General features: G+C 34.3%; 23 protein-coding genes. 3 read left to right on the top strand and 20 right to left on the bottom strand.

The genetic code is table 11. The features are described 5' to 3' along the window. Positions 1-189 precede the first annotated feature (189 nt). The 3 genes from ATE47_RS15640 to ATE47_RS15630 are packed head-to-tail and all read right to left on the bottom strand — an operon-like array spanning position 190 to position 2,498. Complete coding sequence (locus tag ATE47_RS15640; protein ID WP_062162825.1) at positions 190-747, bottom strand: serine acetyltransferase; 558 nt, start codon at positions 745-747, stop codon at positions 190-192. A 42-nt stretch (positions 748-789) separates the two neighbouring features. Beyond that, positions 790-1,944 (bottom strand): glycosyltransferase, encoded by a 1,155-nt coding sequence (locus tag ATE47_RS15635; protein WP_150114838.1) that lies wholly within the window; start codon positions 1,942-1,944, stop codon positions 790-792. Next, positions 1,941-2,498 carry an acyltransferase gene (locus ATE47_RS15630; protein ID WP_062162823.1) on the bottom strand — a complete coding sequence of 186 codons (558 nt, stop codon included), beginning with the start codon at positions 2,496-2,498 and terminating at the stop codon, positions 1,941-1,943. The genes ATE47_RS15635 and ATE47_RS15630 overlap by 4 nt, the downstream gene beginning before the upstream one ends. A 55-nt stretch (positions 2,499-2,553) precedes the next feature. On the opposite strand from ATE47_RS15630, the gene ATE47_RS15625 reads away from it, so the two are divergent. Beyond that, positions 2,554-2,784, top strand: coding sequence for an acyl carrier protein (locus ATE47_RS15625; RefSeq protein WP_062162822.1), 231 nt, complete (start codon positions 2,554-2,556; stop codon positions 2,782-2,784). Here the strand turns inward: ATE47_RS15625 and ATE47_RS15620 are convergent. From ATE47_RS15620 to ATE47_RS15605, 4 genes are read right to left on the bottom strand one after another with little or no spacing between them, the layout of a single operon-like run. Next, complete coding sequence (locus tag ATE47_RS15620) at positions 2,777-3,409, bottom strand: GNAT family N-acetyltransferase (protein ID WP_062162821.1); 633 nt, start codon at positions 3,407-3,409, stop codon at positions 2,777-2,779. The two genes, ATE47_RS15625 and ATE47_RS15620, sit on opposite strands and share 8 nt — an antisense overlap. Next, positions 3,406-4,848 carry an AMP-binding protein gene (locus ATE47_RS15615; protein ID WP_062162820.1) on the bottom strand — a complete coding sequence of 481 codons (1,443 nt, stop codon included), beginning with the start codon at positions 4,846-4,848 and terminating at the stop codon, positions 3,406-3,408. The genes ATE47_RS15620 and ATE47_RS15615 overlap by 4 nt, the downstream gene beginning before the upstream one ends. A 55-nt stretch (positions 4,849-4,903) precedes the next feature. Next, on the bottom strand, positions 4,904-6,061 hold the full coding sequence (locus ATE47_RS15610) for a glycosyltransferase (RefSeq protein WP_062162819.1): 1,158 nt from the start codon (positions 6,059-6,061) through the stop codon (positions 4,904-4,906). Then, positions 6,061-6,900, bottom strand: a complete 840-nt coding sequence (locus ATE47_RS15605) for a glycosyltransferase family 2 protein (RefSeq protein WP_062162818.1) — start codon at positions 6,898-6,900, stop codon at positions 6,061-6,063. Before ATE47_RS15605 ends, ATE47_RS15610 begins: the two co-directional genes overlap by 1 nt. A gap of 87 nt (positions 6,901-6,987) precedes the next feature. Between ATE47_RS15605 and ATE47_RS15600 the strand changes: the two genes are divergently transcribed. Both ATE47_RS15600 and ATE47_RS18960 read left to right on the top strand, forming a co-directional pair. Then, positions 6,988-7,758, top strand: coding sequence for a class I SAM-dependent methyltransferase (locus tag ATE47_RS15600; protein WP_062162817.1), 771 nt, complete (start codon positions 6,988-6,990; stop codon positions 7,756-7,758). Positions 7,759-7,779: 21 nt separating this feature from the next. Beyond that, a complete protein-coding gene (locus tag ATE47_RS18960) occupies positions 7,780-8,814 on the top strand; it encodes an acyltransferase family protein (RefSeq protein WP_150114837.1) in 1,035 nt (344 codons plus the stop codon). A 102-nt stretch (positions 8,815-8,916) separates the two neighbouring features. Here the strand turns inward: ATE47_RS18960 and ATE47_RS15590 are convergent, their stop codons facing one another. The 13 genes from ATE47_RS15590 to ATE47_RS15530 all read right to left on the bottom strand — a co-directional run bounded on the left by ATE47_RS15590 (position 8,917) and on the right by ATE47_RS15530 (position 22,274). Beyond that, the gene (locus ATE47_RS15590) at positions 8,917-9,861 is read right to left on the bottom strand and encodes a glycosyltransferase family 2 protein (RefSeq protein ID WP_062162816.1); all 945 of its coding nucleotides are present in this window, start codon (positions 9,859-9,861) and stop codon (positions 8,917-8,919) included. Positions 9,862-9,885: 24 nt separating this feature from the next. Continuing rightward, entirely contained in the window at positions 9,886-10,827 is a 942-nt protein-coding gene (locus tag ATE47_RS15585) for a glycosyltransferase (protein WP_062162815.1), read from the bottom strand. Between the two features lie 9 nt (positions 10,828-10,836). Further along, positions 10,837-11,772 carry a glycosyltransferase family 2 protein gene (locus ATE47_RS15580; RefSeq protein WP_062162814.1) on the bottom strand — a complete coding sequence of 312 codons (936 nt, stop codon included), beginning with the start codon at positions 11,770-11,772 and terminating at the stop codon, positions 10,837-10,839. After that, positions 11,772-13,568 (bottom strand): asparagine synthase (glutamine-hydrolyzing), encoded by a 1,797-nt coding sequence (asnB, locus tag ATE47_RS15575; RefSeq protein WP_062162813.1) that lies wholly within the window; start codon positions 13,566-13,568, stop codon positions 11,772-11,774. The genes ATE47_RS15580 and asnB overlap by 1 nt, the downstream gene beginning before the upstream one ends. Positions 13,569-13,574: 6 nt before the next feature. Continuing rightward, entirely contained in the window at positions 13,575-15,152 is a 1,578-nt protein-coding gene (locus ATE47_RS15570; protein ID WP_062162812.1) for a hypothetical protein, read from the bottom strand. Then, entirely contained in the window at positions 15,133-15,942 is an 810-nt protein-coding gene (locus ATE47_RS15565) for a class I SAM-dependent methyltransferase (protein ID WP_062162811.1), read from the bottom strand. Before ATE47_RS15565 ends, ATE47_RS15570 begins: the two co-directional genes overlap by 20 nt. 9 nt (positions 15,943-15,951) lie before the next feature. Then, positions 15,952-17,076 carry a dTDP-4-amino-4,6-dideoxygalactose transaminase gene (gene rffA, locus ATE47_RS15560; protein WP_062162810.1) on the bottom strand — a complete coding sequence of 375 codons (1,125 nt, stop codon included), beginning with the start codon at positions 17,074-17,076 and terminating at the stop codon, positions 15,952-15,954. Then, positions 17,063-17,752, bottom strand: coding sequence for a GNAT family N-acetyltransferase (locus tag ATE47_RS15555; protein ID WP_185097100.1), 690 nt, complete (start codon positions 17,750-17,752; stop codon positions 17,063-17,065). The genes rffA and ATE47_RS15555 overlap by 14 nt, the downstream gene beginning before the upstream one ends. Further along, entirely contained in the window at positions 17,742-18,659 is a 918-nt protein-coding gene (locus ATE47_RS15550; protein ID WP_062162808.1) for a glycosyltransferase family 2 protein, read from the bottom strand. Before ATE47_RS15550 ends, ATE47_RS15555 begins: the two co-directional genes overlap by 11 nt. A 78-nt stretch (positions 18,660-18,737) precedes the next feature. Next, positions 18,738-19,661: a glycosyltransferase family 2 protein gene (locus ATE47_RS15545; RefSeq protein WP_062162807.1), complete on the bottom strand. Its 924-nt coding sequence runs from the start codon at positions 19,659-19,661 to the stop codon at positions 18,738-18,740. 10 nt (positions 19,662-19,671) lie between these two features. Beyond that, the gene (locus ATE47_RS15540; RefSeq protein ID WP_062162806.1) at positions 19,672-20,340 is read right to left on the bottom strand and encodes an NAD(P)-dependent oxidoreductase; all 669 of its coding nucleotides are present in this window, start codon (positions 20,338-20,340) and stop codon (positions 19,672-19,674) included. Next, positions 20,337-21,302 (bottom strand): capsular polysaccharide synthesis protein, encoded by a 966-nt coding sequence (locus ATE47_RS15535; protein WP_062162805.1) that lies wholly within the window; start codon positions 21,300-21,302, stop codon positions 20,337-20,339. The genes ATE47_RS15540 and ATE47_RS15535 overlap by 4 nt, the downstream gene beginning before the upstream one ends. Positions 21,303-21,359: 57 nt before the next feature. Continuing rightward, complete coding sequence (locus ATE47_RS15530) at positions 21,360-22,274, bottom strand: glycosyltransferase family 2 protein (protein ID WP_062162804.1); 915 nt, start codon at positions 22,272-22,274, stop codon at positions 21,360-21,362. Positions 22,275-22,304 lie beyond the last annotated feature (30 nt).

Below are 22,304 nucleotides of genomic sequence, written 5' to 3'. Positions count from 1 at the left end.
CAAAAATATAATTTTTACAGAAACAGCAATTGTTTTTAACAAAATTTAATATTAAAATATGCTTAAAATCATATGCCACTCCAATAAAGACCATACTAATTGCTCTTATTGTTTCAATATGCTGATAATTTAAACTTCAATAAAATCAAGGTAAAATTACGAAGTATTAATAATATATGAGAAATATTCTTACACCTTATTATTAATATATCCGTCTGTTGCGGTCGTATTCGGGAAAATACTCGCGGGATTTCCTATTACAACAGAATCTGCGGGAACATCAAAGTTCACATAAGAATTCGGGCCCACCAAAACATTATTTCCAATGGTGATTCCTCCCACGATCACGGCGTTTGTACCAATCCAGACTTCATCTCCGATGACAGGGAACCCTGCATTTTTCCCACGGTTTTGTTGCCCGATTGTCACACCCTGTGCAATATTACAGTTTTTCCCGATTTTAGCATTTGGGTTGATGACCAGGCTTCCCCAATGCCCAAGGTAAAAGCCTTCCCCGATTTGAGTTTCCGGGTAGATTTGGAAGCCATATTTGATCTGGTGGCGCCTCAAAACCAATCGCCAGAAAAGACCTACCAGAGATTTCTTTTTATATTTCTGGGTTTGTCTTAAAATGTATATAAAATGAAGATTGGGATTAACACATTTTGCCCAGATTTCAAAGGTGGAAAGCCATTTTCCACTTTCCCGGTAAAAATCTTTCTGTAGCGTAGAATATTGTTCTGCCATAAAGCAAATGTAAGAAATCTGTGGTTTTGAAAGTTAATTTAGTTATAATTCATCTAAAATAGAAGTTATTTTACCGACTGAATTTTCAAGGTTGAAAGGCATTTCGTAGTCTTTCAGTTTTTCTGAATATTTTTCAAAAGAACCTGGTTGTGATAGTGCTTTTTTCATTCCTTCATAGATTCCGTCTTCAGAATTTTCTATAATTAAGCCTAATTCGCCGTCTTTCAACATTTCACTGGCTCCGGAAACTTCAGTGGAAATTATTTTCTTTTTTAAGGTAATAGCTTCAAATAATACCGTTGGAAAACCTTCATATCTCGAACTTAAAATATAGAAATCAGCATTTTTGAAATAAGGATATGGATTGTCTGTAAAACCAAGCATTGTCGCAGTTTCATCTACACCAAGATCTGATTTTAATTTTTTAATATTTTCAAAATCGTAGCCGTCACCAACGATGAGGATTTTATGCTGAAAACCTTCATCCAAAAGCTTTTTGTGGACCTTTAATAACCTGTCGAAGCCTTTTTGGGGGAAAACAGTTCCTACGGAAATAAAGGTCGGAATGTTTTTATCAAACTCATAATTCAAAACGGGTTGATCCGCTTTTTTAATGAATTCTTCCGTATCTAATGGATTGTAAATTTTTACAATTTTCTGTTTTTCCGCTTCATTTTTAGCCAAGCTGTGAAAGAGCTGTTCAATTTTTTCTGAAATGACCATGATTTTATCAAATCCGAAAAATTTCCTGATTTCATCAGTGGTGTAGCCTTTCACCTGGGAAAGATCATTGTGGATCCAAACCACTTTTTTTGAGCTTTTTATGGGGGAACCCAGAATTTCGTCACGCATTCCGTGGATGGCAGCGAATTCGATATCGTATTGTTTGTTCTTTAATTTCCCTTTGTAGAGAAGGTTTGGGAACTTTTTTAATGCTCCCTGATAGATCACTCTTGCCGCCTTTTTAGGAATTTCGTGGGGGCGGTTTGTAGTGATCATTTCACCTTTATTTAAATGTAAAATAGTAATCCAATCCGGGACTTCCGGCAAATATTTTCCGGAATAAAGATTTAAAAGCAAATCAATTTCATATTTGTCTTTTGGAAGATTTTTCAAAAAAGTGACTAAAACTTTTTCTGCACCGCCATGACGCAGTGAACCGATACGGATGAGGATTTTCTTTTTTTCTGACACTATCTTGCAGTTTTGAATTTCACAGGTAAATTTTTAATCAACCATTGGTTTAATTTTTTCCTGTCTTTTTCCAATTCAAGAGGATATTCTACAGTGGTCTTTTTCAATACATCAGCGTAATCCTCGATTTCACAAACGTATTTTGCGGGATTTCCGGCATAAACAGTGTGTTCCGGCATGGATTCTGATAAAACAGAGTTAGCTCCCAAAATGCAGTTGTCTCCGATTTCAACATTTTGTAATATGGTTGAATTGCTGCCAATTGCACAGTTTTTACCGACTTTTATATGTCCAAAATTTCGTACTTCCTCATAGCCTTCTAGCTTTCTGATATTTACGGTGGTTCCGGCATGGGTTACAAAAGTTACTCCCGCACCAATTCTTGAATCATCTCCAATCTCAACTAAAAATGGTTCTGAACCAAAAGAAACACCATTTCTGGCAACTACATTCTTTCCCAGCTTTAGGCCATTTTGAATGCATGTTTTTAGATAAACCGCGTGTTGGAAATCCTGGAATGAGGTGAATAATTTATTTAAAATTTTATATATCATCATAGCAAGGCAAAGTTAAAAATTTATTTATAAATTTGTCCGCGAAATATCTAACACAATGAAGATCGAACAATTTTGTGAACTGCTACAACAAGAACTTAACGAAGAAACAGCCATCACTCCGGAAACTAATTTCAAGGAACTAGAAAGCTACGGATCTTTATCTGCTGTTTTGGTAATGAAACTTGTTGAAGACCAGTTTGATACAGAAATCAACCCAAGAAGCTTCAGAAATATCAATACGGTGAATGATATTGCAGATGCCATCGGAAGAGAAAAATTTAATTAACTTTTTCGTTTCTTTTATAAAGCATGATCTTATGAGTTCCCGGGTAAATTTTATTTTCCGGAGTATCTATAGGAAATGTTTTTATATTTTCATCTTCTACGAACCCGAATCTTCTGTAATAATCTATCGCAAAAGTATTGTTGACCAAAGGAATAAGGTAAAGAACATCGGTCTTTGCAAATAGGTATTCTAAGATTACTTTTGAAACACCTTTTCCCCTGAATTTGTCGTCTACATAAAGATATTCAAGAAAATATTTGTGTGTGGAATACTGTTTTGTATCAGGAAGAGCTTTTGCATTTTCTACAAATTTTTGCAGATGTTCTTTCTTTAAATGAATGGGAAAGAGCTCGCTTTTATTCTGATAATACTCTGAATCTGTATAAAAAAGACAGCAGCAGCCTGCGTTTTCTCCATCAATCTCTACAATGGAGTAAGTATTTAAAGAAAACTCTGTATTCAGACTTTCATCATCAAGCAAAAATTGCTCCAGGTAATATCTGGTTGTTACTTCATCTGTACCGAATAAATTACTGAAAGTATCTGTATTTCCAGTTCTTTCAATATTAATGATAGCATCAACAATGAATGGGATGTCAATTTTTGTAGCAGGTCTTATGATCATAAAAGTGTTTTTTTAAGTTCGTTTCTGTCAATTTTTCCCGAAGTATTTGTAGGGAATTTTTCCAGCTTAATAATTTTTGAAGGAATACAATAATCCGGTAAATTATTTTTTAAATGAGCATTTATTTCTTCTTCATTTGAATGGATATTATTAATAAAAAGAATCAGGTTGTCATTATCATTTTTATCTTTATGAATCACCGCAACACTAATCGCGTTTTCTAATTTTTGATTCGCAAAATATTCAATTTCAGATAATTCTACCCTGAAGCCATTGATTTTTGCCTGAAAATCTATTCTGTTGATATAATAATAATCTCCGTCTTCATCTTTTAAACACCAATCTCCGGTTTTATAGAAAATTTTCCCATCTTTTTCGATAAAAGCTTCATTTGTTTTTTCTTCGTTTTTCCAATAAGATTGGGTAAGGAATTTTCCAGACAACAAGAGTTCACCTTCATTTGTATTGTCTTCAAGGAAGCTCATGCTGCTGTTTTCCATTGATTTTCCAATGCTGATGATTCCTTTTCTTTCTTTAATCGGGGTTTCAACTTTATATTGTGTACAGAAAATCGTGTTTTCTGTAGGACCGTAAACATTGTAAATCGCAGCATTCGGGATAAAATTTTTCCAGCCCTCAATCTGTTTTACAAGCAATGCTTCACCGCAGAATAAGTTTAAACGTAAACTTTCGTTTTGAATGGAAGGATCAAGGTAAGGAATAATTAAATTCAAAATACTTGGAACCATTAAAGCAACTGTAATCTCATTGGCTTCCAGTAAATCCAAGATCTGTAAAAACTTCGTTTCTTTTTTATGAAGACCTACAACTTTAGCTCCATTTAAAAAAGGAATTAAATAACTCATTACCGATAAGTCGAAGGTGAGCTCAAACATCTGTAAGACACTATCCTGAGGGCTTAATTTTCCAAAAGCTGCATGGAAAGATTCCGAGAAATAATACAGGTTTGAAAACTGTATTGGAACTCCTTTCGGATTCCCTGTGCTGCCTGATGTGAAAAGAATGTATGCATTATTAGTAAGAGAAGATTCCTTAGGAGAATTTGCCTTTACTTCAAAGTTTTTTTGAGTGTCAATTATAGTAATATCAAGATTTTCCTTTATTTCTATTGAGCTTAAGACGGTGTCAATATCGGCCTGTTGGATTACATTTAAATTTTTAATTAAAGGGAAATCCGGATGAATAGGAACATACGTTTTACCCTCAAACCAAATGGCCAAAATCGAAGCGTACATAAACACATCATCGGTCAAATAAATTCCGATATTCTGAGAATTTATCGACTGCAACTGATGTCTTATCTGATGAGAAATATTTAAAACATCTTCGTATGAATAATTTTTATCTTCAATGCTGATACAAGTATTTGCTTTATGCTGCAGGAACGATTGGTATAAGTTTTCTATAAAGGAATTCATCTGTGAATATTGTATAATGTGAATTTATTTAATCAAATGTATAAAATTAGTGAAATTATTTCCTCAAGACTGTTTCAATAATTTCTTCGACCGCATCAAAAATCTTCTTATTGTCAAAGCGTTCTTCTATGTTTGTTAAATTTTTCTGAATATTTTCAACCAAAGTTTTATTTGTTAGGAATTCTTTTATTCCATTATATAAGCCTTCTTCGGAGTATTCTGTTAAATAACCTGTGATTTTATGGTCAATCATTTCAGGAATGCCACCAACGGCCGTTGCTAAAATTGGTTTTTGAAGGATCAAAGTTTCAGCAATAATTAATGGCCAGCCTTCACTTTCGGAAGGCATGATATAAAAATCTGCATGTTGAACATAAGGATAAGGATTCATTTGGGTTCCTAAAAGTTTGAAAGAATCCTGAACGCCCAATTCTTCAATTCTTTTGGTAAGAATCTGATAATCTTCACCATCTCCGATAATGTCAATATGGTGAATAAAACCGTTGTCCAAGAGTTTTTTATGGGTTTCGATAAGTGTTCTATAGCCTTTTCTGAAGTGCAATCTTCCTACAGAAATAAAAGTGGGTATTTTTTTTAACTCGGGAATAAAGGCTTTTGCTTTTACTTTTAATTCTTCAATCGGGATGGCGTTCAAAACCACTCTTCCCGGCGGAAATTGTACGTCCGGATATTTTTGATCCAAAGCATCTTTACATTGCTGTGAACCGTAAATAATATAATCGAACTGCTTCATACTGTTGAAAATATCCTCACGGTAAGGATCAAATCCCGGTAAAGTAAGATCAGAATGGAGCCACGCGATTTTTTTTGAATTTTTATTGGTTGAGTTCAGAACTATTTTGTAAACCGAATAGGTTGTGGCAATTTCCACATCATATTTATCGTTCAGAATGCGGTCTGCAATTCTTGGGTCTTTTTCAGCTTTATTGAGTTTCAGCTTTCTTTTTGCCAGCTGAAGCTTTTGGATGACGGGATTTTTCGACAAATCCTCTTTTCCATCCGTGAGGTAAACTTTTCTTACATCTTTCGGGATTTCATTTCGAAGTTCTCCCTGATTAATATTTAAACAGATTGTCAGCTCAAATTTATCTTTGTTAAGATGATTAAGCATGCTTAAAACCACTTTTTCTACGCCTCCCATTTCCATGGAGCGGTGCCTGAAAAGTACTTTAGTTTTTTTGTTTTCTGACATTAACTGAAAAGTTTTTGTAATAAAGTTGTTATTCTTTTTTTAATACGAAACGGCATTCTGTTTTGATACTCCAAAAGGTCAAAAATTTCCTGAGGATCGCTGTAGCTTGCTGGTACGGGTTTGCCGTTGATTACCTTTAAATTCCTTCGCTGCATAGCTTCCCAGATGGCGCGTGCATAATATTGATAAGATTTCCCTTTATTGTCATTCTGGGAAATTCCTCCGGCATGTGCCCTGTACATATAATCCGTCTGGTTGATAAAATGTACTTTTCCTACTTCATACATTTTGTAATAAAGATCCTGATCTTCGGCAATTTTAAGTTCAGGGTTTATTCTTGGGCCTTTCAGATAAACATCCCTTCGAAAAGCCACGAACGGCGCAATTTGTATGGGAAAATTAAAGAAAGCTTTCTGCCCGTTGGGAACCTGCATGGCGGCTGTAAATTCTTTTAAAATATTTAAATTCTGATCACATTTTGCCAGTCTGGAATAGGTAAGGACCACATCTTTTTTCTTTTGTAAAACCTCAACGGCGCTTTTCAAAGCATTAGGGCTGATACTATCATCAGGGTCTAAATATCCGCAGACATCTCCGGTGGAATATTCAATTAGCCTGGCTTTTGTAACCCCGACTCCGTAGTTGGCATCATTTTCATACAACTTAAATCTGTCATCATCACCAATTATTTTTTTGATCACTTCCACAGAATCATCTGTTGAACGGTCATCAATAATCACTACTTCCCAGTTTGTATATTGCTGTGCAAGAATGGATTCGTAGCAGTCCATAAAGAACTTTCCATTATTGTAATTGGCTATCAGAACAGAAAATTTCATCCTTTTGTGTTAATAAATTTTTACAAATATAATTATATCTTAAAAATAACAGAAAAATCTTTATTTTTGTGTCCTAAATTTAACACAGTGAGTGAAATTTCAAGAGTTCTAAAAACGTTTGTTGCATATCTTAAAAGACCGGACCTTTATCCTGAGCTTGGTAGAAAGATCATCAAAAATACCGTAAACAGAGGAAATGCCTTCAAAGGAAAAGAAAAAACGAATTCCTGGGCGGCTTCAAGAGCAGTTTCTCAAAAAGAAGCAGTTGCTAAACTTTTCGGGATTGATATTACCCCTTTCAGAAATACCTATGCTGAAATTTTAAAGCTTTCCGAGCAAAAAGAAAAAGAATGTCCTATCAAGATGGGCGGACCGGGGGCATTGGAACTTATTTATTATGCTTGCGAATTTACTAATGCTAAACATGTAGTAGAAACCGGGGTTGCTTATGGATGGTCTTCTCTTGCGGCTCTTTTATCATTGCAAAAAAGAGGAGGTACTTTATATAGTTCGGATATGCCTTATCTGGCGCAGGATGGCGATCAGTATGTAGGCTATGTCGTTCCTGAAAATCTGAAACCTAATTGGAAATTATTCCGTTTCGCAGATAAGGAGTCTTTGCCGAAAATTTTTGCTGAAAGTTCTTCATTTGATGTCCTTCATTATGATTCTGATAAGGCTTATAACGGGAGATTGTGGGCTTATGACGAAGTTTATAAAAGGATGAAAAAAGGTGGAGTATTCATCAGTGATGATATTGGTGACAACTCTGCGTATCAGGATTTCTGCGAAAAAAATAATATTGAGACAACGGTAGTGGAATACGAAGGGAAATACATAGGTGTTTTTGTGAAATAAGCATTATATGTAATTTAATCCGTGAAAATCCCTCAGATTACTTTTACCCGATTTGTCGCTGCAATGGCGATCGTTATTTCTCATTTTAAGAAAGATTTATTTTTATATAAGATCAATTATATCTCCGATATTTTCCTCAAGGCGAATGTCGGGGTGAGTTATTTCTTTATTCTTTCGGGCTTTATTATGATTGTGGCCTATCACAGAAAAGCGAAGATTGATTATTTGGATTTTTACAGGAACAGGTTTGCAAGGATTTATCCTTTATATGTTGTAGGATTGCTGTTGTTTCTCGTCACGAAATATTCGGGTTTCAGTTTTTATAAACTTTTTCTGTATCTTTTCGGGATTCAGAGCTGGATTCCGGGAGAGGCGCTTGTACTTAATTTTCCGGGATGGTCTATCTCCGTTGAATTTCTTTTTTATCTGATCTTTCCTCTATTGTACAATTATTTTTATTCAAAAGGGAATAAAAGCATTTGGGTCATTACTATTTTGATATGGATTACCACGCAGGTGTTTTCTAATCTGTATGTGAATTCTTCGATGTTTAAGGGTCCACACACAGTCAGTTATGAATTTGTCCATTACTTTCCGCTTTTACATATAAATGAATTTTTAATGGGAAATCTTGCGGGTTTATTTTTCGTTAAAAATTTCAGGGAGAATAATTATGATGTTATCATTTCTTTAATTTTTATGGCTATTTTATTGTCATTAATTTTTGTTCCGTTAAACTTTCACAATGGTTTAATGGCAGTTTTCTTTATTCCGCTGATCTATTTTATTTCCTGTAATAATGGAATTTTAACTACAATATTTTCCTTGAAACCTTTAGAGTATCTAGGCGAAATCAGCTATGCAATTTATATTGTACATATTCCGGTTTTGTATATTTTGAGATCGGTCTTATGGGATTATTTCCAGATCTATGAAAGCAATGGTGTATTTTGGGTCTATGTTCTAGTTTTAATATTTGTTTCAGCGCTTTTCTACCAATTTATTGAGAAACCTTTACGAAATTACTTAAAGAAGCTTAAGGTTAAAATCACCTGATAATTTCAGAGTTTTATGTTGCAATTGGCACTATTGATCGGAATTTATAATTCCACCAAAACCGTGAAACTTAAAATAGCATTTTTCTTCTCAAGAAAAACTTCATTTAAATAATTCTTTTTTAAAATTAATATTGTAAAGCCCTGATCTAATGCTAGGATAATCGCAAATGAGGTATTTCACAACCATTGCCCATTTTTTTAAAACAGGTGCAAGTGCGATTTCATAGCTGCGTTGCATCCTCTCAATGTGAAGCTTTATATCTGTCGGAATTGTATTTTCGTTTTTTGCCCATTCATTGATTTCTCTCCAGAGAAGAACTTTCGTAGTGGCAGGTTTTATTTTCTTTGTGTCGACAGCCGTAATTCTATTACTTTCATGCACTCCCCTTACCGCCACAGCCTTATCTAAAATCCCGGGATAAAGATCCAGATAGTAGGACAGCCTAAATAAAAATTCTGTATCCTGATGAAGCCTTAAATGCGTTTTAAAGAATGGCTTAAGTTTTTTCACCAAAGCATCTCTTCGTATCGTTAGCGTATCAATGCTGAAAAGTCCGAAACTTCCTCTCATATTGATCTGTCCGGGAAAAACGTCTTTAGGATCGTGTCTTTTGTGAACCGTTGTCAGCCTGTCTCCAAAAATATGATAATACTGCTCTTTTGCTTTTTCAGAATAATAATGAACGCCCAGCGCACCGTAAACACCTTCCACTTTAGGATCTTTAAAAAGCTCTTTTTCTGCATCAAAACGGTTCGGAAGATAGTAATCATCGGCATCCAAAAATGCGATAAAGTCTCCCGTAGCATTTTCCAGACCGAGATTTCTCGTCGGGCCGGCTCCGTGATTTTGTTTATCAGGATGCTGAAAAAGCTTTACCCTGTCATTCTCTTCGGCCAATTGACGACAGACTTCCAAAGCATTATCAGGGGATTTGTCTTCAACTAAAATTATCTCATATACTTCGTCAAACTGAAGCGCAGATTCCACTGCCTGAGCTACATATTTTTCAGCATTATAAACAGGAATGATTACAGAAATGTTCATTTTTTGAAGGGGGTTCTAAAAGAATTAAATTATTGTATTTCTGAAATTGACATTGTACAAGCCGGATCTTATACTTTGATAATCAAGAATTAGATATTTAAGGATCATGATCCATTTTTTCGGCTTCGGAGCATTGGCAATTTCAAAGCTGCGTTTCATTCTCTCGATGTGAATTTTGATATTTTCAGGTATTGTTTTTTCGTCTTGTGCCCATTCAGAAATATGTTTCCAGAACAAGTGTCTTGAAGCCTGAATCTTCTTTTTATTCAAGCCTGCTGTGGTAATTCTGTTTTCTTCATGTACGCCCCTCAGTGCAACTGCTTCATCAATATTCCCGGAATAAAGATCCAGATAATAAGACAGCCGCAAAAGGAATTCTGTATCTTCGTGAAGCTTCAGACCAGGATTAAATAAAGTATTCATTTTGTTTGTCAAAGCATCTCTGCGAATTGTCAGCGCAACAATACTGAACATTCCAAAGCTGCCCAATAAATACAATTGCCCGGGAAAAACTTCTTTAGGATGATGTTTTTTATAAACTGTGGTGAGAGAGTCTCTAAAAACTTTAAAATATTGCTCCTCTGCTTTCTTGGAATAAAAATGTACTCCTATGGCTCCGTAAACGCCCTCTACTTCAGGGTTTTTAAAAAGATCTCTCTCGGCATCGAAACGATTCGGAAGATAATAATCATCAGCGTCCAGAAAAGCTAGAAAATCTCCGCTCGCTTTTTTGATTCCTAAATTCCTTGAGGCAGAAGCTCCGTGATTTTCCTGGTCAGGATGCTGAAAAAGCTTTACCCTGCCATTTTCTTCGGCCAATTGACGGCAAACCTGCAACGCATTATCTGGTGATTTGTCTTCAACTAAGATAATTTCATAAACTTCTTCAAATTGAAGAGCAGATTGTACAGCTTGCGTCACATACTTTTCCGCATTATAGACGGGAATGATTACGGAAATTTTCATCTGCGTTTGTTATCTATAATAATTAAACCGGTATTTTGTCTTTAATATTTCAGGGTTTTTAAAACCTTCCCATAAAATATTGCTGTATTTTGCCCATCCTTTTTTCTGGGAAAGGTCAAAAGATTTAAAGCTTAAATAAATTCTCTTTTTATATTCTAAAGATAAATTATTTTCACTTACCCAGTCATACAAAGATTTCCAATAAAGATATTGTCTTTGATTGTACTGAGGTGAATACTGCGCGATTTTCGTGATCCTGTTGTCATCGTGAATCCCCCTGATTGCCACTGCGTTATCAATAATTCCTGATTTTAAATAACAATGATAAGAAAGTTTAATATTAAAATCGGAATCCTGATGCACCCGAAGGTTTTCGTTAAAACGAAGTTTGCTTTTTTCCAATGCAGATTTTCTGATAGTCAAAGCATTAAGGTGAAAAAATGTTCCGAATTTCTTAGGAGTTAAGCTTAACAAACCTCTGAAAACCTCTTCGCCTTCTGCAGGATAATTTACAGTTGTAAGTGGTGCATCCTTAAATTTTTTCTGATATTCCAGTTTACCTTTTTCTGTTAAATACTCAACACCGATGGCCCCGAAAACACCTTCAATTTTCGGATCATTAAAAATATTTTTTTCTGCGTCGAATCTATTGGGAAGGTAATAGTCATCGGCATCTAAAAATGTGATAAAATTCCCGGATGCTTTTTCTATGCCCAGATTTCTTGTGGCTCCGGCTCCGTGATTTCCTTTATCGGGATGCTGAAACAATTTTATTTTGGGATTTTCAGAAGCTAATTTCTGACATATTTCTAATGAATTATCCGTCGACTTATCTTCAATCAGAATAACTTCTTTTACTTCATCAAAATGTACAGCGGAATTCACAGATTTCTCTAAAAACTGAGCTGCATTATAAACCGGGATAATTACGGAAATATCAAGCATTATAAAACATTTTGGTTGTTGTGCGCCCAAAGAGCCAATTGTAAAAGATTCCAGTGTTTGTGGTCTTTATTAAGGAACTTTTGAGTTGCTTTAAAATCAATATAATTAAATATTTTCTGATCCTTATTCTTTAATAAGTCATTCGAAAGCTGAACAAGGTTTTCTTCTTCAAACCAACTTTTTACGCTCATACCAAACCCTTGTTTGTGGCGGTTTCTGATGGTTTCCGTCCAGTAAGATCCCATGGCTTCGCGAAGGATGATTTTGTCATTTTCATTGTCCAGTTTCAGTTGTTCCGGAAGCTGAATGCAAAATTCTGCAAAATCAATATCAAGAAAAGGAGTCCTTACTTCCAGGGAATTGGCCATTGCCATCCTGTCGGATTTTACCATCATATTTCCGGGAACATAGCCTTCGAGATCCACTCTCATGATATCATTCAAGGAATCAGGATTAGGGGTGAAACTGTATGGCTGAGTATATGTTGCTGAAATTCCGAGAGAATTTTTTTCTTGCTTATTAAAGGAATTCCTTACAAAGTTCTGATGGAAATCCAGAATATTTTCATGAGCCAGATTCTTTTGTGTGATAAAAGAAGTAGGTCTTAATTTTTGATATAATTTTAAACCAAATTGGGCTACGATATTTTTATAGCTAAAATGGTTTCTTAATTGATTTTCAACTCTATAAAAGTTGTATCCTCCAAATAGCTCATCACCAACATCACCGGAGAGAACAACGGTAAGATTTTTCTTAGCATTTCTGCATATTTCAAAATGCGGAATGAAAGAAATATCCGCAAAGGGCTCATCAAAAAAAGGAGAAATTTTTAAAAGTGAAGTTGCGAGATCTTCTTTTTTCTCATGAACTTCAATGTGGTTTGTATTGTATTTTTCTGCAATTTCTTTGGCATATTTCAGTTCGCTTTCCTTGTGGTCGTAACCAAAACTGATAGTTGTCTGTTTAGGTAAAAACTCAGCAACCAAGGCAACAATCGACGAAGAGTCCAAACCGCCGCTTAAAAAGCTGCCAACTTCAACATCGGCAATAAGCTGCTTTTGAACTGCATTTTTTAATAAATAAATAAATTCTTCCTTGGCATCAGATAAGCTTAAAACTCTGTCTTTTGAAGGTAAGCTGTAGTATCTCGAAATATTAACTTTTCCGTCTTTCCAGATCAATTGATGAGCGGGAGGAAGGGTGTGAATATTTTCGTAAATGCTGTGATAGGTGCTTACATAACCATACTGCAAATAATAGGAAAGTGCTTCCTGATTTACTTTTGGCTGAATTAATCCTGATGCTAAGATCGCTTTGATTTCAGAAGCAAAAATGAATTCATTATTTTTTCCGATGGCGTAAAAGAAAGGTTTTTCGCCAAAACGGTCTCTTGCACAAAATAATTCCTGTTTTCCGTTGTCCCAGATAGCAAAAGCAAACATTCCCGGAAGATCATGAATAAGATTTTCATGTTTCCTTTGATACATGGCCAGAATAACCTCCGTGTCTGAACTGCCATGATAAGGATATTCCGGATACTGTGCCTTGATGTTCTGGTAACCATAGATTTCGCCATTCAGGACGATGCATTCGTTTTTTGTGCTGGAAAGCATGGGTTGTTTTCCATTTTCTGAAAGGTCGATAATGGAAAGCCTGCGGTGGCCGAGTGCTGCATTTTCGTAAAATTCGAAATCTGAAGAATCAGGACCGCGATGCGCCATTGCATCCGTCATTTTTTTGAGCTCTTCCTGATAATTTCGGGCATTATTAGCAATTATTCCTGCTATTCCACACATTTGCTGTTATTTTTTATGTTTTGAGGGAATGTATAATGTAAATCTTCCGGTTTTTACCACTTTGTAATTTTCCGGATGGCTTACGAATTTCAAAGGTACAATTTCTTTAGAATAGAAAGGATAATCGTTACTTTCAATATAAATAAAATCATCCGGAGTTTTTCCTACCTTGTTAATAATAAAGCTAATGTAATCTTTTAATGTAAAATAATAATAAATTGGTGGTTTTGCATTTAAAATATACAGATAGCCCGCCAAATGATTACTTGAGTAGATTACATTGGGTTGATCCTGAAGATAGGGACGAAGGTCTTCAATATCCTTTTTTCTTCCTTTATCTAAATATAAATCGTAGCCGTTGATTTTTACTTTTTCAGTTTGTTCCGTAAATACGAAATCTTTCCAGCCTTTTTCCTTTAACACACTTGGAAAACTGGCACATTGATAAATAAAAAATACAATGAAAAGAATATAAGGTTTAACAGAATAGACTGATAAAAGAATTATTACCAAAGCCAGATAATAGTAAACATTATAAAGTGAACCTCGTGTTTCAAAATAGGCGCCTGAACCAAAAGAAAGCCCGAAAGGAATAAGTGATAAAACGATGAGCATTGTCTTCTTTTCAAGACTGATTTCTTTTTCTAAAAAATATCTGAAAATTAATAATGCTAATAAAATATAATTTATATAAATGGAAGTAAAAACAAAATTAGAAATAATAAAAATTATACCTAAAACAATTAAAATGCGGTCCGTGTGCTGGATTTTATTCTTTGAAAATTTATATAAACATCCGATTAAAATTGCTGCCGGAACAAAAATAAATCCTACTACTTTTAAAATCCAGAATACAAAAAACCTTTTCGGATGTTGCTTTGTATGGAATTGCTTATAATACTGAATCCATTCAAACTGGGAAATAAATTTTGAAAAGCTTTCAATGCATGTAAAATAAAATAATATGCCAATTAATCCTCCAATAACAATATAAATTATCGGGGTTTTGTCTTTTTTCCAAAAATTATATAATAAAAAAAGAGCAATAGGTAAAATTACAATTGTGTGTGGTATCCCATTGAACAATAATAATCCAAGACAAAATCCTGAGATTATTAATGGGAATAATCTTTTATAAATGAGATAAACAAAGACCAGCGATAGAGAGATGTTGATAAGAATTGTATTTCCGATATATTGGTTCAGTACAATGTTGCTAATTCCCCAAGCCCAAAAATTAAAACAGATTCCCAAGAATCCTAAGAGAAAAGGAGAAGCTTTAAGCTTGTAATATCTGCTTCCAAAAAAGTAGAGTAGGTATGTGGAAAGGTTTAATAATCCGTACGTTATTATCCTGAAATGATAAATATTTTCTGTATAGATAAATTTGAAAATTCTATAAAAATTAGTTGCATCAACTGTCGGCAGACTTTCATGATCTCTATAAAAAAACAAATAATACGCCTCATCATTAAATATGAAACCTTTATTAAGATTAGAATAAACTATAAAGCCAATAAAAAGGGCTCCAAGAACAAAAAACCAACTTAATATATTTTCATATTTATTTTGAATCTTTTCCATGCTTTATTTTTTTTTGTGCATAAATACTAAACCCCGAAGCCATATTTTTGCTCATCGGGTAATATTGTAGAATAACATCCAAAAATTTTATAGGAAAGGTAAGGATCATAAAAAGTAAGTAAAGAAAAGTATGAAGGGGCTTAATACCAAAAGAAAAAACCAAAGCAAACCATTCCTGAACTACCCAAAGCATTCCTGAAGTAGGGCCTACCGGTTTCAGGTTCAAAATTTCAAAATCCTTGAACTGATGCTTCATTCCTTCAAAAGTAAACCTTTGGAAATCATATGGAGATGCATGAAAAGGTTGCATAAACGGGATAAAACAATAAATTTTCCCACCAGGTTTTAAAACCCTGTGGATTTCGGCAATTACTTTTTGTGGATTCGGGACATGCTCTAAAACGGCAATGTTAATAATATAATCCACAGAATTATCTTTAAAAGGAATATTTTCAATATCGCAGATTACATCTACATTTTGATAGGGAAGCAAATCCACGTTCAGCAAATCATCTCCAAAATCAGAATTTCCGCTGCCAAGATTAAGCGCTACAACCTCTTTACCTCTTATTTCATTGCGGATGATACGTTTCGCATCAAAGAAAGGTTGCGGATAAACAGGACTTATAATCTCAATCAGAGCGCTGTATATCTTGTTGAATTTCTTTATCTTATATTTTATTTTATCAAGAAAATCAGTCACAACTTCTTCCTGAACCGGAATGAAGATGTATTTTCCATCCTTTACTTTATATTGATCTTTAAATATTTCAGGATTAATTTTTTTCATCAGTGTATGTTAGAACTTATTAATTATATCAATTATTTTCTGTTGCTCAGTTTCGCTTAGCTCAAAATATAATGGAAGCCTCAAAAGACAGTCTTCAAAATGATCGGAATTGGCAAGCTCACCATTGCTGTGCTTTTCAGCATAAAACTCGCTTTTGTGCAAAGAAAGATAATGGAATACCGCTAAAATTTCATTTTCTTTTAATCTCTTAATAAGCTCTGTCCTGCAGTTTAAATCCTTACAGATAATGAAAAACATATGAGCATTATTTGTTGCATAATCCGGGATTTGAGGCAAAGAAAAGTTTTTATTATCCTTTAAACCTTCAAAATACCTGTTCCAAATTGCCAGTCTTTTTTTCTGAATAGAATCGATATTTTCCAGTTGTGCCCAAAGAAAAGCTGAAATAATTTCACTCGGCAAAAACGAAGAACCCGTATCTACCCAGCCATATTTATTGATTTCACCACGGAAAAACATTGAACGGTTGGTTCCTTTTTCCCAAATAATTTCTGCCCTGTTGATGAACTTTTCATCATTTATGGTAAGCATTCCGCCTTCTCCTGCAATGATATTTTTAGTTTCATGGAAGGAAAACGCACCCAGATGACCAATACTTCCCAAAGCTTTTTTCGTCCCGTCTCTAAATGTATAAAAACTGTCAATTGCCTGTGCAGCATCCTCAATAATGATGAGGTCATGCTTTTGCGCAATTTCAAGAATTTTTTCCATATCACAGGCAATTCCTGCATAATGAACGACAACAATTGCTTTTGTTTTTTCGGTAATTAAATTCTCAATTTTATCTGCATCAATATTAGGATTGTCAGGGTAAGAATCAGCGAAAACAATATGAGCGTTCTGCCTTACAAAAGCCAGTGCAGAGGATACGAAAGTATAGCTCGGAACGATTACTTCATCTCCGGAATTAATATCTGCAAGAATGGCACACATTTCCAGGGCGTCTGTGCAGGAAGTTGTAAGCAAAGCTTTTTTAAAGCCATATTTTTCTTCAAAAAACTTCTGGCATTTTTGCGTAAAAACACCATTGCCGGAAATTTTTCCGGTGGCAACCGCTTCTTCTATGTATTTTGTCTCTTTTCCTGTAAGATAAGGTTTATTAAAGGGAATCATTTTTCCAGTAATGTTTTATTATAATTTCATCTTTTATGCTGTAGCCCTGTTTTTTATAAAATGCACAGGCCTGAATATTTTCTTTCTGTGTCGGAATTTCTAATTGATATATCCCGTTTTTGATGCAGAAATTTTCCACATGATTTAAAAGCTTCTTTCCAAAACCTTTGCCCTGAAAATCCGGATGCGTGGCAATTAAACCAATTTTTCCAAGCGTATTGTATTTCTGAAGCGTCACAAATCCGATGGCTTTCCTATTTTCTTCGATATAAAAAGTTTTTAAAGCAAATTTTTTATTAAGACTGTTGATGATCCACATGTCATACAGCTCTTTAAATTTTTCTTCACCGAATTTCTGATCCAGTAAAAATCGGCTTTTTTTTCCACTTTCATAAGCCAGTTCTCTGAAAAACTCAATATCCTTATCATTAGAGTCTGTATCCTTAATAGTAAAAGAGTCGGGCTGATGAGGTTTTTCCAGTGTTTTTATAAAATTCACCTTAGTTTCCTGAAAAGAAAGGAGAGCGTTTTTTAATTCAATATTAAATTCTGAAGGCTGTTTTACAACAATAAGATCATAATCTTCCGTTTCTATATCTTCTTTTTGATGAATAGAAATATCACCAATTTTTTTATTGAAAAAATCACTGTCCCACTGTAAATAATTAACTTTCATAAGCTTCATCAATAATAAACACAGGTCTGTTTTTGGTTTGGTTAAAGGTCTTTCCGAGATAGATTCCCACAATGCCAATGCAGCTGATTACTACTCCGGATAAAAACCAAATGGAAAGAATAAGTGAGCTGAAACCCGGTTCGGTGATTTTACCTTCAAAAAATCTCACAGCAAAAAATAAGGCAACCAAAACGGATAAGCAAGAGATTGCCGCCCCAAAGCCAACGAAAATTTTCAGTGGTTTATCCGAAAAAGATATGATTACATTGAATGCAAGAGAGATAAGCCGGGAAAAATTATAAGAAGATTTCCCCTCTTCGCGGGAACTGTGCTCCACGGAAACACTCGTGGTAGTATAGCCCACCCAGTTGACAAATAAGGGAAAGAATTTAATATTATCTTTTATATTTAAAACAGATTCAATGACTTTTTTATTGTAAATACCAAAATTAGCGATTTCATTATTGATCTCAATCCCAGCAAAATAGTTGAAAACTTTATAAAAGATTTTAGAGCATGATCTTTTAAAAAAAGAATCAATCCGTACTTCTCTTCTTGCGAGGACAACATCGTAGCCTTCAAGTGCTTTCTGATAAAGTTTTTCTATTTCTTTGGGCTGATCCTGCATATCGCAATCCATTACAACGATCCATTCTCCGGAAGCTTTGCTTAATCCGGCCATTATTGTTGCATGCTGGCCAAAGTTTCTGCTTAATCTGTAGATTTTCAGATTAGTGTTGGTTTCAGTAAGGTGTTTCATTACTTCCCACGAATTATCGGGGCTTCTGTCGTCCACAAGAATGATCTCATATTCCTGGCCGATTTTCTGCGCCAGCTTAGAGATTTCCGTGACCAGAAGGGGAAGTATTTTCTCAGCACGATAAACGGGGCTAACGATACTAATCATAAATCTGAGGGATAATAAATTTTTTTTTCAATTTGTCTGCAATCTACAATTTTTTTGAATTATAAAAATAACCCTTTTTCATGATAGATCAAGGAAGCAATGAGGTGTATTTGTTATTTTTTTCTTAATTTTTAGTAATTCAGAATCATATTTGTTGATGTTTTTATAACTTTTATAATGTTTTTTAGCTTTCTCAAAATTTCCTGTCAAACTGTTTTTTACAATACTTTGGAGGAGTGCTTTTTTTTCCTGTTGTAATGAACCGGGAAGATTGGGATTCATAATATTTGTTTCAATCCGGAGATCTTCATATTTATTGTAATCCACTTTTTGTAATGACTGTTTGCCATCATGTACCACTTTGCTTTTTGGGGCCAGTAAAATCTTTTTCTTGTGAAAATGTACTCTGTTTACATACTCATTATCTTCTCCATAATGGAAAAAAAATGGGTTAAAACCACCTACGATTTCAATGGTGTCCCGCGGTATAAACCAGTGGGCTGCATTTATGAAATCAAGCTCATACCATGGTTTCAATGTCTGAAAATACAGATCGGAAATCAATCTCGTTTTATCGCAGTTGTAAGAAATATATTTATCCAAAAAAATGTCGAGCTTTTTCTCGGAACCGTCGATGTGGATTGGGCTGATAATTCCAATTTCATTTTTATTGGGATAAGAATTATAGACATCAAGAAGCTCTTTCAGGCTGTCTTCATATAACCAGGCATCCTGATTCATCAGGTAAAAAAAATCAGCACCTTCTTTATAAGCCTTTTCTATACCGATATTATTAGCCTTTCCGAATCCTAAATTTGTATCAGACTGGATAAAATCTACTTCAGGAAAATGGGTTTTGACATATTCCTGAGTACCATCCTCAGAACCGTTGTCGATCACAATTGTATGTACAGGAACGGAAGACTGTCTTAAACTGGTAAAACATCTTTCTGCCCATTTCATGGCATTGTAGGTAACGATAATAAAATAAACCTTAGACATGTGTACTTTTTTAAATATATTTTTGTGCTAAAATTTTCAGGTATTCATCGGCCGTGGTTCCAGCAAAGAAATCATTCGTTTTGGCATCAAAATCTACTTTGTAAAAATCTCCTTCATCAGACTCTTCGTAGTTGGCTTGTTTTTGCATTTCATTCTGAATGGCTCCTATAATTTCTTTTAAATCATAATAATATGGATATGCAAAATTGATGGTGTCATTTTTTACAGCAATACAATTCGAGCTCAAAAAATCCGCAATATCATCAATATCCAGTAATAATCTTCTTGCCTTGCTGTGAACTTTAAAATGAGCGTTATTTTTAATCTGATTTTTAAGAAAATTAAACAAAGTATTCGGGTTTCCTCCTTTCCCTACGATATTTCCTATCCTTAAAACAAGATAGTTTTCGCAGTTCTTTTTTATGTAATCTTCAATTTCAAGTTTATGCAAAACGTAATGGCTGCCTTGCTTCGACTGATCGTTAACACTTAAAGTCGAGAAATAAATAAACTTTTTTCCATTGCTGTTTTCAAGGTTGGTTTTCAAAAGAGAAAATTCTCTTTCAAATTCTGAGCTTCTCGTTTCGAGGGAATTGGAGACGCCTGAAGCAAAAAAAAGATAGTCTTCAGAATCAATATTTTTTAATGAATTGGCAATAAGCCCATTTCCTATGATCATTGTTTTGTTGTGTTTATTTTCTGAAACAGTAAATTAATCTGATGCCTGATTATGAAGAAAGCATAATCCTTCCTCCTCTTTAGCTTATTAAGATAATAATTGGGCTCTTCTGATATTGAAAACAAAAAAGATTTTCTACGATATTTTCCATATGCTATATCTGCATCCATTATATTTCTGCCGTTCTTTTCAAATTTTATAAGCTTGGGATAATGCTCAGGAACTGTACCCTGAAGGAATAATCGGCTTAAGTCTTTTCCTTTAATTTTTAAATTAAAATTATAAAAATGAGCCATATCGTTGGCCGAAATCATCAATATACGATAGTTTTTTGATCTTCGCATGACCGTCATTGCAGCCTGATAAGCGATAAGATAGTCAAGTAACCAGTCTTCGGTAATATTCTGTCGTAGAGCGGGATTATTTTTTATTTCAGAGTAAAAATTATGAGGATCCGGAGAATAATAGCATTTTCTGAATTCCATGTGCCAGTCATGAATCATTTTGCCGTTTTTAGGAGAAGCCAAAAACCATGTTTCAAGGACAGGGTATTCAAAATCATTAGTTACAAGATCGGAATAGAAACCTATGAGATCTGCATTATATTCAGACTTAAGGTTAAAAATCCAGTCAAAATTTTCTGTAAGCATAATGCTTGCATCCAGCCAAAAGCCACCGTATACATCCAGCACATTTAATCTTACAAGATCTGTAAAATTAACAAAAGAAATATCCTCACGAATCTGTATTTCTGCCTCGGGTAAAAACTTCTTTACATTTTCTCTGTTTAAAATATGAACTTCAAAGCCGGGCAGATATTTTTTTAAATTTCTAAAGCATGCGTTTACCAATGGAGATTCTTTAGGATAATCCCAGAATGACCAGATTATTTTGGGAATGTTTTCGGTGTTTTCCGGACCTTCTCCCCAAAGTATTTCGCGATATTTAACTGGCGGAAGCATACTTTTTATTTTGTATTAAAAATTTTATGTATTTCGGTGTTTTATATAAATCTTTTGTCATCGTTTAGATAATAATTTTGTCCTGATCTGATGCTTTAATAATTTATATCTAAAATACGAGTAAGCATAAAAAAACGGTCTTACATGCCTGAACAGGAACAGTAAAGATACAGATTGTCTTTGCATTTCATAATATATCCAGAAGTGTTTTCTTTCGTAGGAAAGCTTTTCCCCAATAGTTTTATAGATAAATGACAGTACAAGCAGATATTCTTTGTACCTATTGGTAGATCTGTTACTTCTTGTAGTTTTGTCATGGAATCTAAAATGATTGAGTACTTCACTGCAGAAATAGACATTGCCCGTTGACAAAACTTTGGCCCAAAAAAGCCAATCACCGGCAAAAAACATTTTTTTCATTTCAGAAAAATCAAAATCCTGCTTCCTGAAAAGACATGCGCTGGCGTTGGGAACGGTATTGGTATATCTTACAAAGTTTTTTAATTCATCATTTCCGTTATTAAAATAGGAGGTTTTCCATTTTTGATTATCAAAATTATCAGGGTAAAAAATGTCGAAAAAGTTGCCGTTTTCGTCTACATTGTTGGATCGGCAGTAAACAAGCGCTACATTCTCTTCTTTGAAAAACAAAGGGACAAGCTTTTCTAAAAAATCAACTTCACAAAAATCATCACTTTCAGCAATCCAAATATAATCACCTTTTGCTAAACCCAATCCTTTTTCCCACTGAGCAAATGGGCTTCCGGAATTTTTCTCGTTAAAAACAACATGAGATGTTTTTGGGTGCTCAGCATACTGTTCCAATACAGATTTGCTGTCATCCGTAGAGGTGTCATCCAGAAGAATGACTTCAAAGTTTTGATAGGTCTGGCCAAATACACTTTCCAGCCTTTGTTTTAAAAAGCGGGCATGGTTGTAATTAGGTATTATTATGGAAACCAATGGGTTCATCTATGTGTTGCTTATTTATTTTCCTGATAA

This window comes from Chryseobacterium sp. IHB B 17019 (genome assembly GCF_001456155.1).
Lineage (GTDB): Bacteria > Bacteroidota > Bacteroidia > Flavobacteriales > Weeksellaceae > Chryseobacterium.
This window is presented reverse-complemented; position numbering and strand designations above follow the sequence as displayed.

Coding starts and splice junctions, on each gene's coding strand:
- ATE47_RS15550 (WP_062162808.1), bottom strand. CDS start 18,659: ATGATTAGTATCGTTAGCCCCGTTTATCGTGCTGAGAAAATACTTCCC.
- ATE47_RS15615 (WP_062162820.1), bottom strand. CDS start 4,848: ATGAATTCCTTTATAGAAAACTTATACCAATCGTTCCTGCAGCATAAA.
- ATE47_RS15570 (WP_062162812.1), bottom strand. CDS start 15,152: ATGGAAAAGATTCAAAATAAATATGAAAATATATTAAGTTGGTTTTTT.
- ATE47_RS15540 (WP_062162806.1), bottom strand. CDS start 20,340: ATGATCATAGGAAATGGGCTTATTGCCAATTCATTAAAAAATATTGAT.
- ATE47_RS15620 (WP_062162821.1), bottom strand. CDS start 3,409: ATGATCATAAGACCTGCTACAAAAATTGACATCCCATTCATTGTTGAT.
- ATE47_RS15555 (WP_185097100.1), bottom strand. CDS start 17,752: ATGAAAGTTAATTATTTACAGTGGGACAGTGATTTTTTCAATAAAAAA.
- ATE47_RS15605 (WP_062162818.1), bottom strand. CDS start 6,900: ATGAAATTTTCTGTTCTGATAGCCAATTACAATAATGGAAAGTTCTTT.
- ATE47_RS15545 (WP_062162807.1), bottom strand. CDS start 19,661: ATGTCTAAGGTTTATTTTATTATCGTTACCTACAATGCCATGAAATGG.
- ATE47_RS15630 (WP_062162823.1), bottom strand. CDS start 2,498: ATGATGATATATAAAATTTTAAATAAATTATTCACCTCATTCCAGGAT.
- asnB (WP_062162813.1), bottom strand. CDS start 13,568: ATGTGTGGAATAGCAGGAATAATTGCTAATAATGCCCGAAATTATCAG.
- ATE47_RS15590 (WP_062162816.1), bottom strand. CDS start 9,861: ATGAACATTTCTGTAATCATTCCTGTTTATAATGCTGAAAAATATGTA.
- ATE47_RS15625 (WP_062162822.1), top strand. CDS start 2,554: ATGAAGATCGAACAATTTTGTGAACTGCTACAACAAGAACTTAACGAA.
- ATE47_RS15535 (WP_062162805.1), bottom strand. CDS start 21,302: ATGCTTCCGCCAGTTAAATATCGCGAAATACTTTGGGGAGAAGGTCCG.
- ATE47_RS15565 (WP_062162811.1), bottom strand. CDS start 15,942: ATGAAAAAAATTAATCCTGAAATATTTAAAGATCAATATAAAGTAAAG.
- ATE47_RS15610 (WP_062162819.1), bottom strand. CDS start 6,061: ATGTCAGAAAACAAAAAAACTAAAGTACTTTTCAGGCACCGCTCCATG.
- ATE47_RS15530 (WP_062162804.1), bottom strand. CDS start 22,274: ATGAACCCATTGGTTTCCATAATAATACCTAATTACAACCATGCCCGC.
- rffA (WP_062162810.1), bottom strand. CDS start 17,076: ATGATTCCCTTTAATAAACCTTATCTTACAGGAAAAGAGACAAAATAC.
- ATE47_RS15585 (WP_062162815.1), bottom strand. CDS start 10,827: ATGAAAATTTCCGTAATCATTCCCGTCTATAATGCGGAAAAGTATGTG.
- ATE47_RS15640 (WP_062162825.1), bottom strand. CDS start 747: ATGGCAGAACAATATTCTACGCTACAGAAAGATTTTTACCGGGAAAGT.
- ATE47_RS15580 (WP_062162814.1), bottom strand. CDS start 11,772: ATGCTTGATATTTCCGTAATTATCCCGGTTTATAATGCAGCTCAGTTT.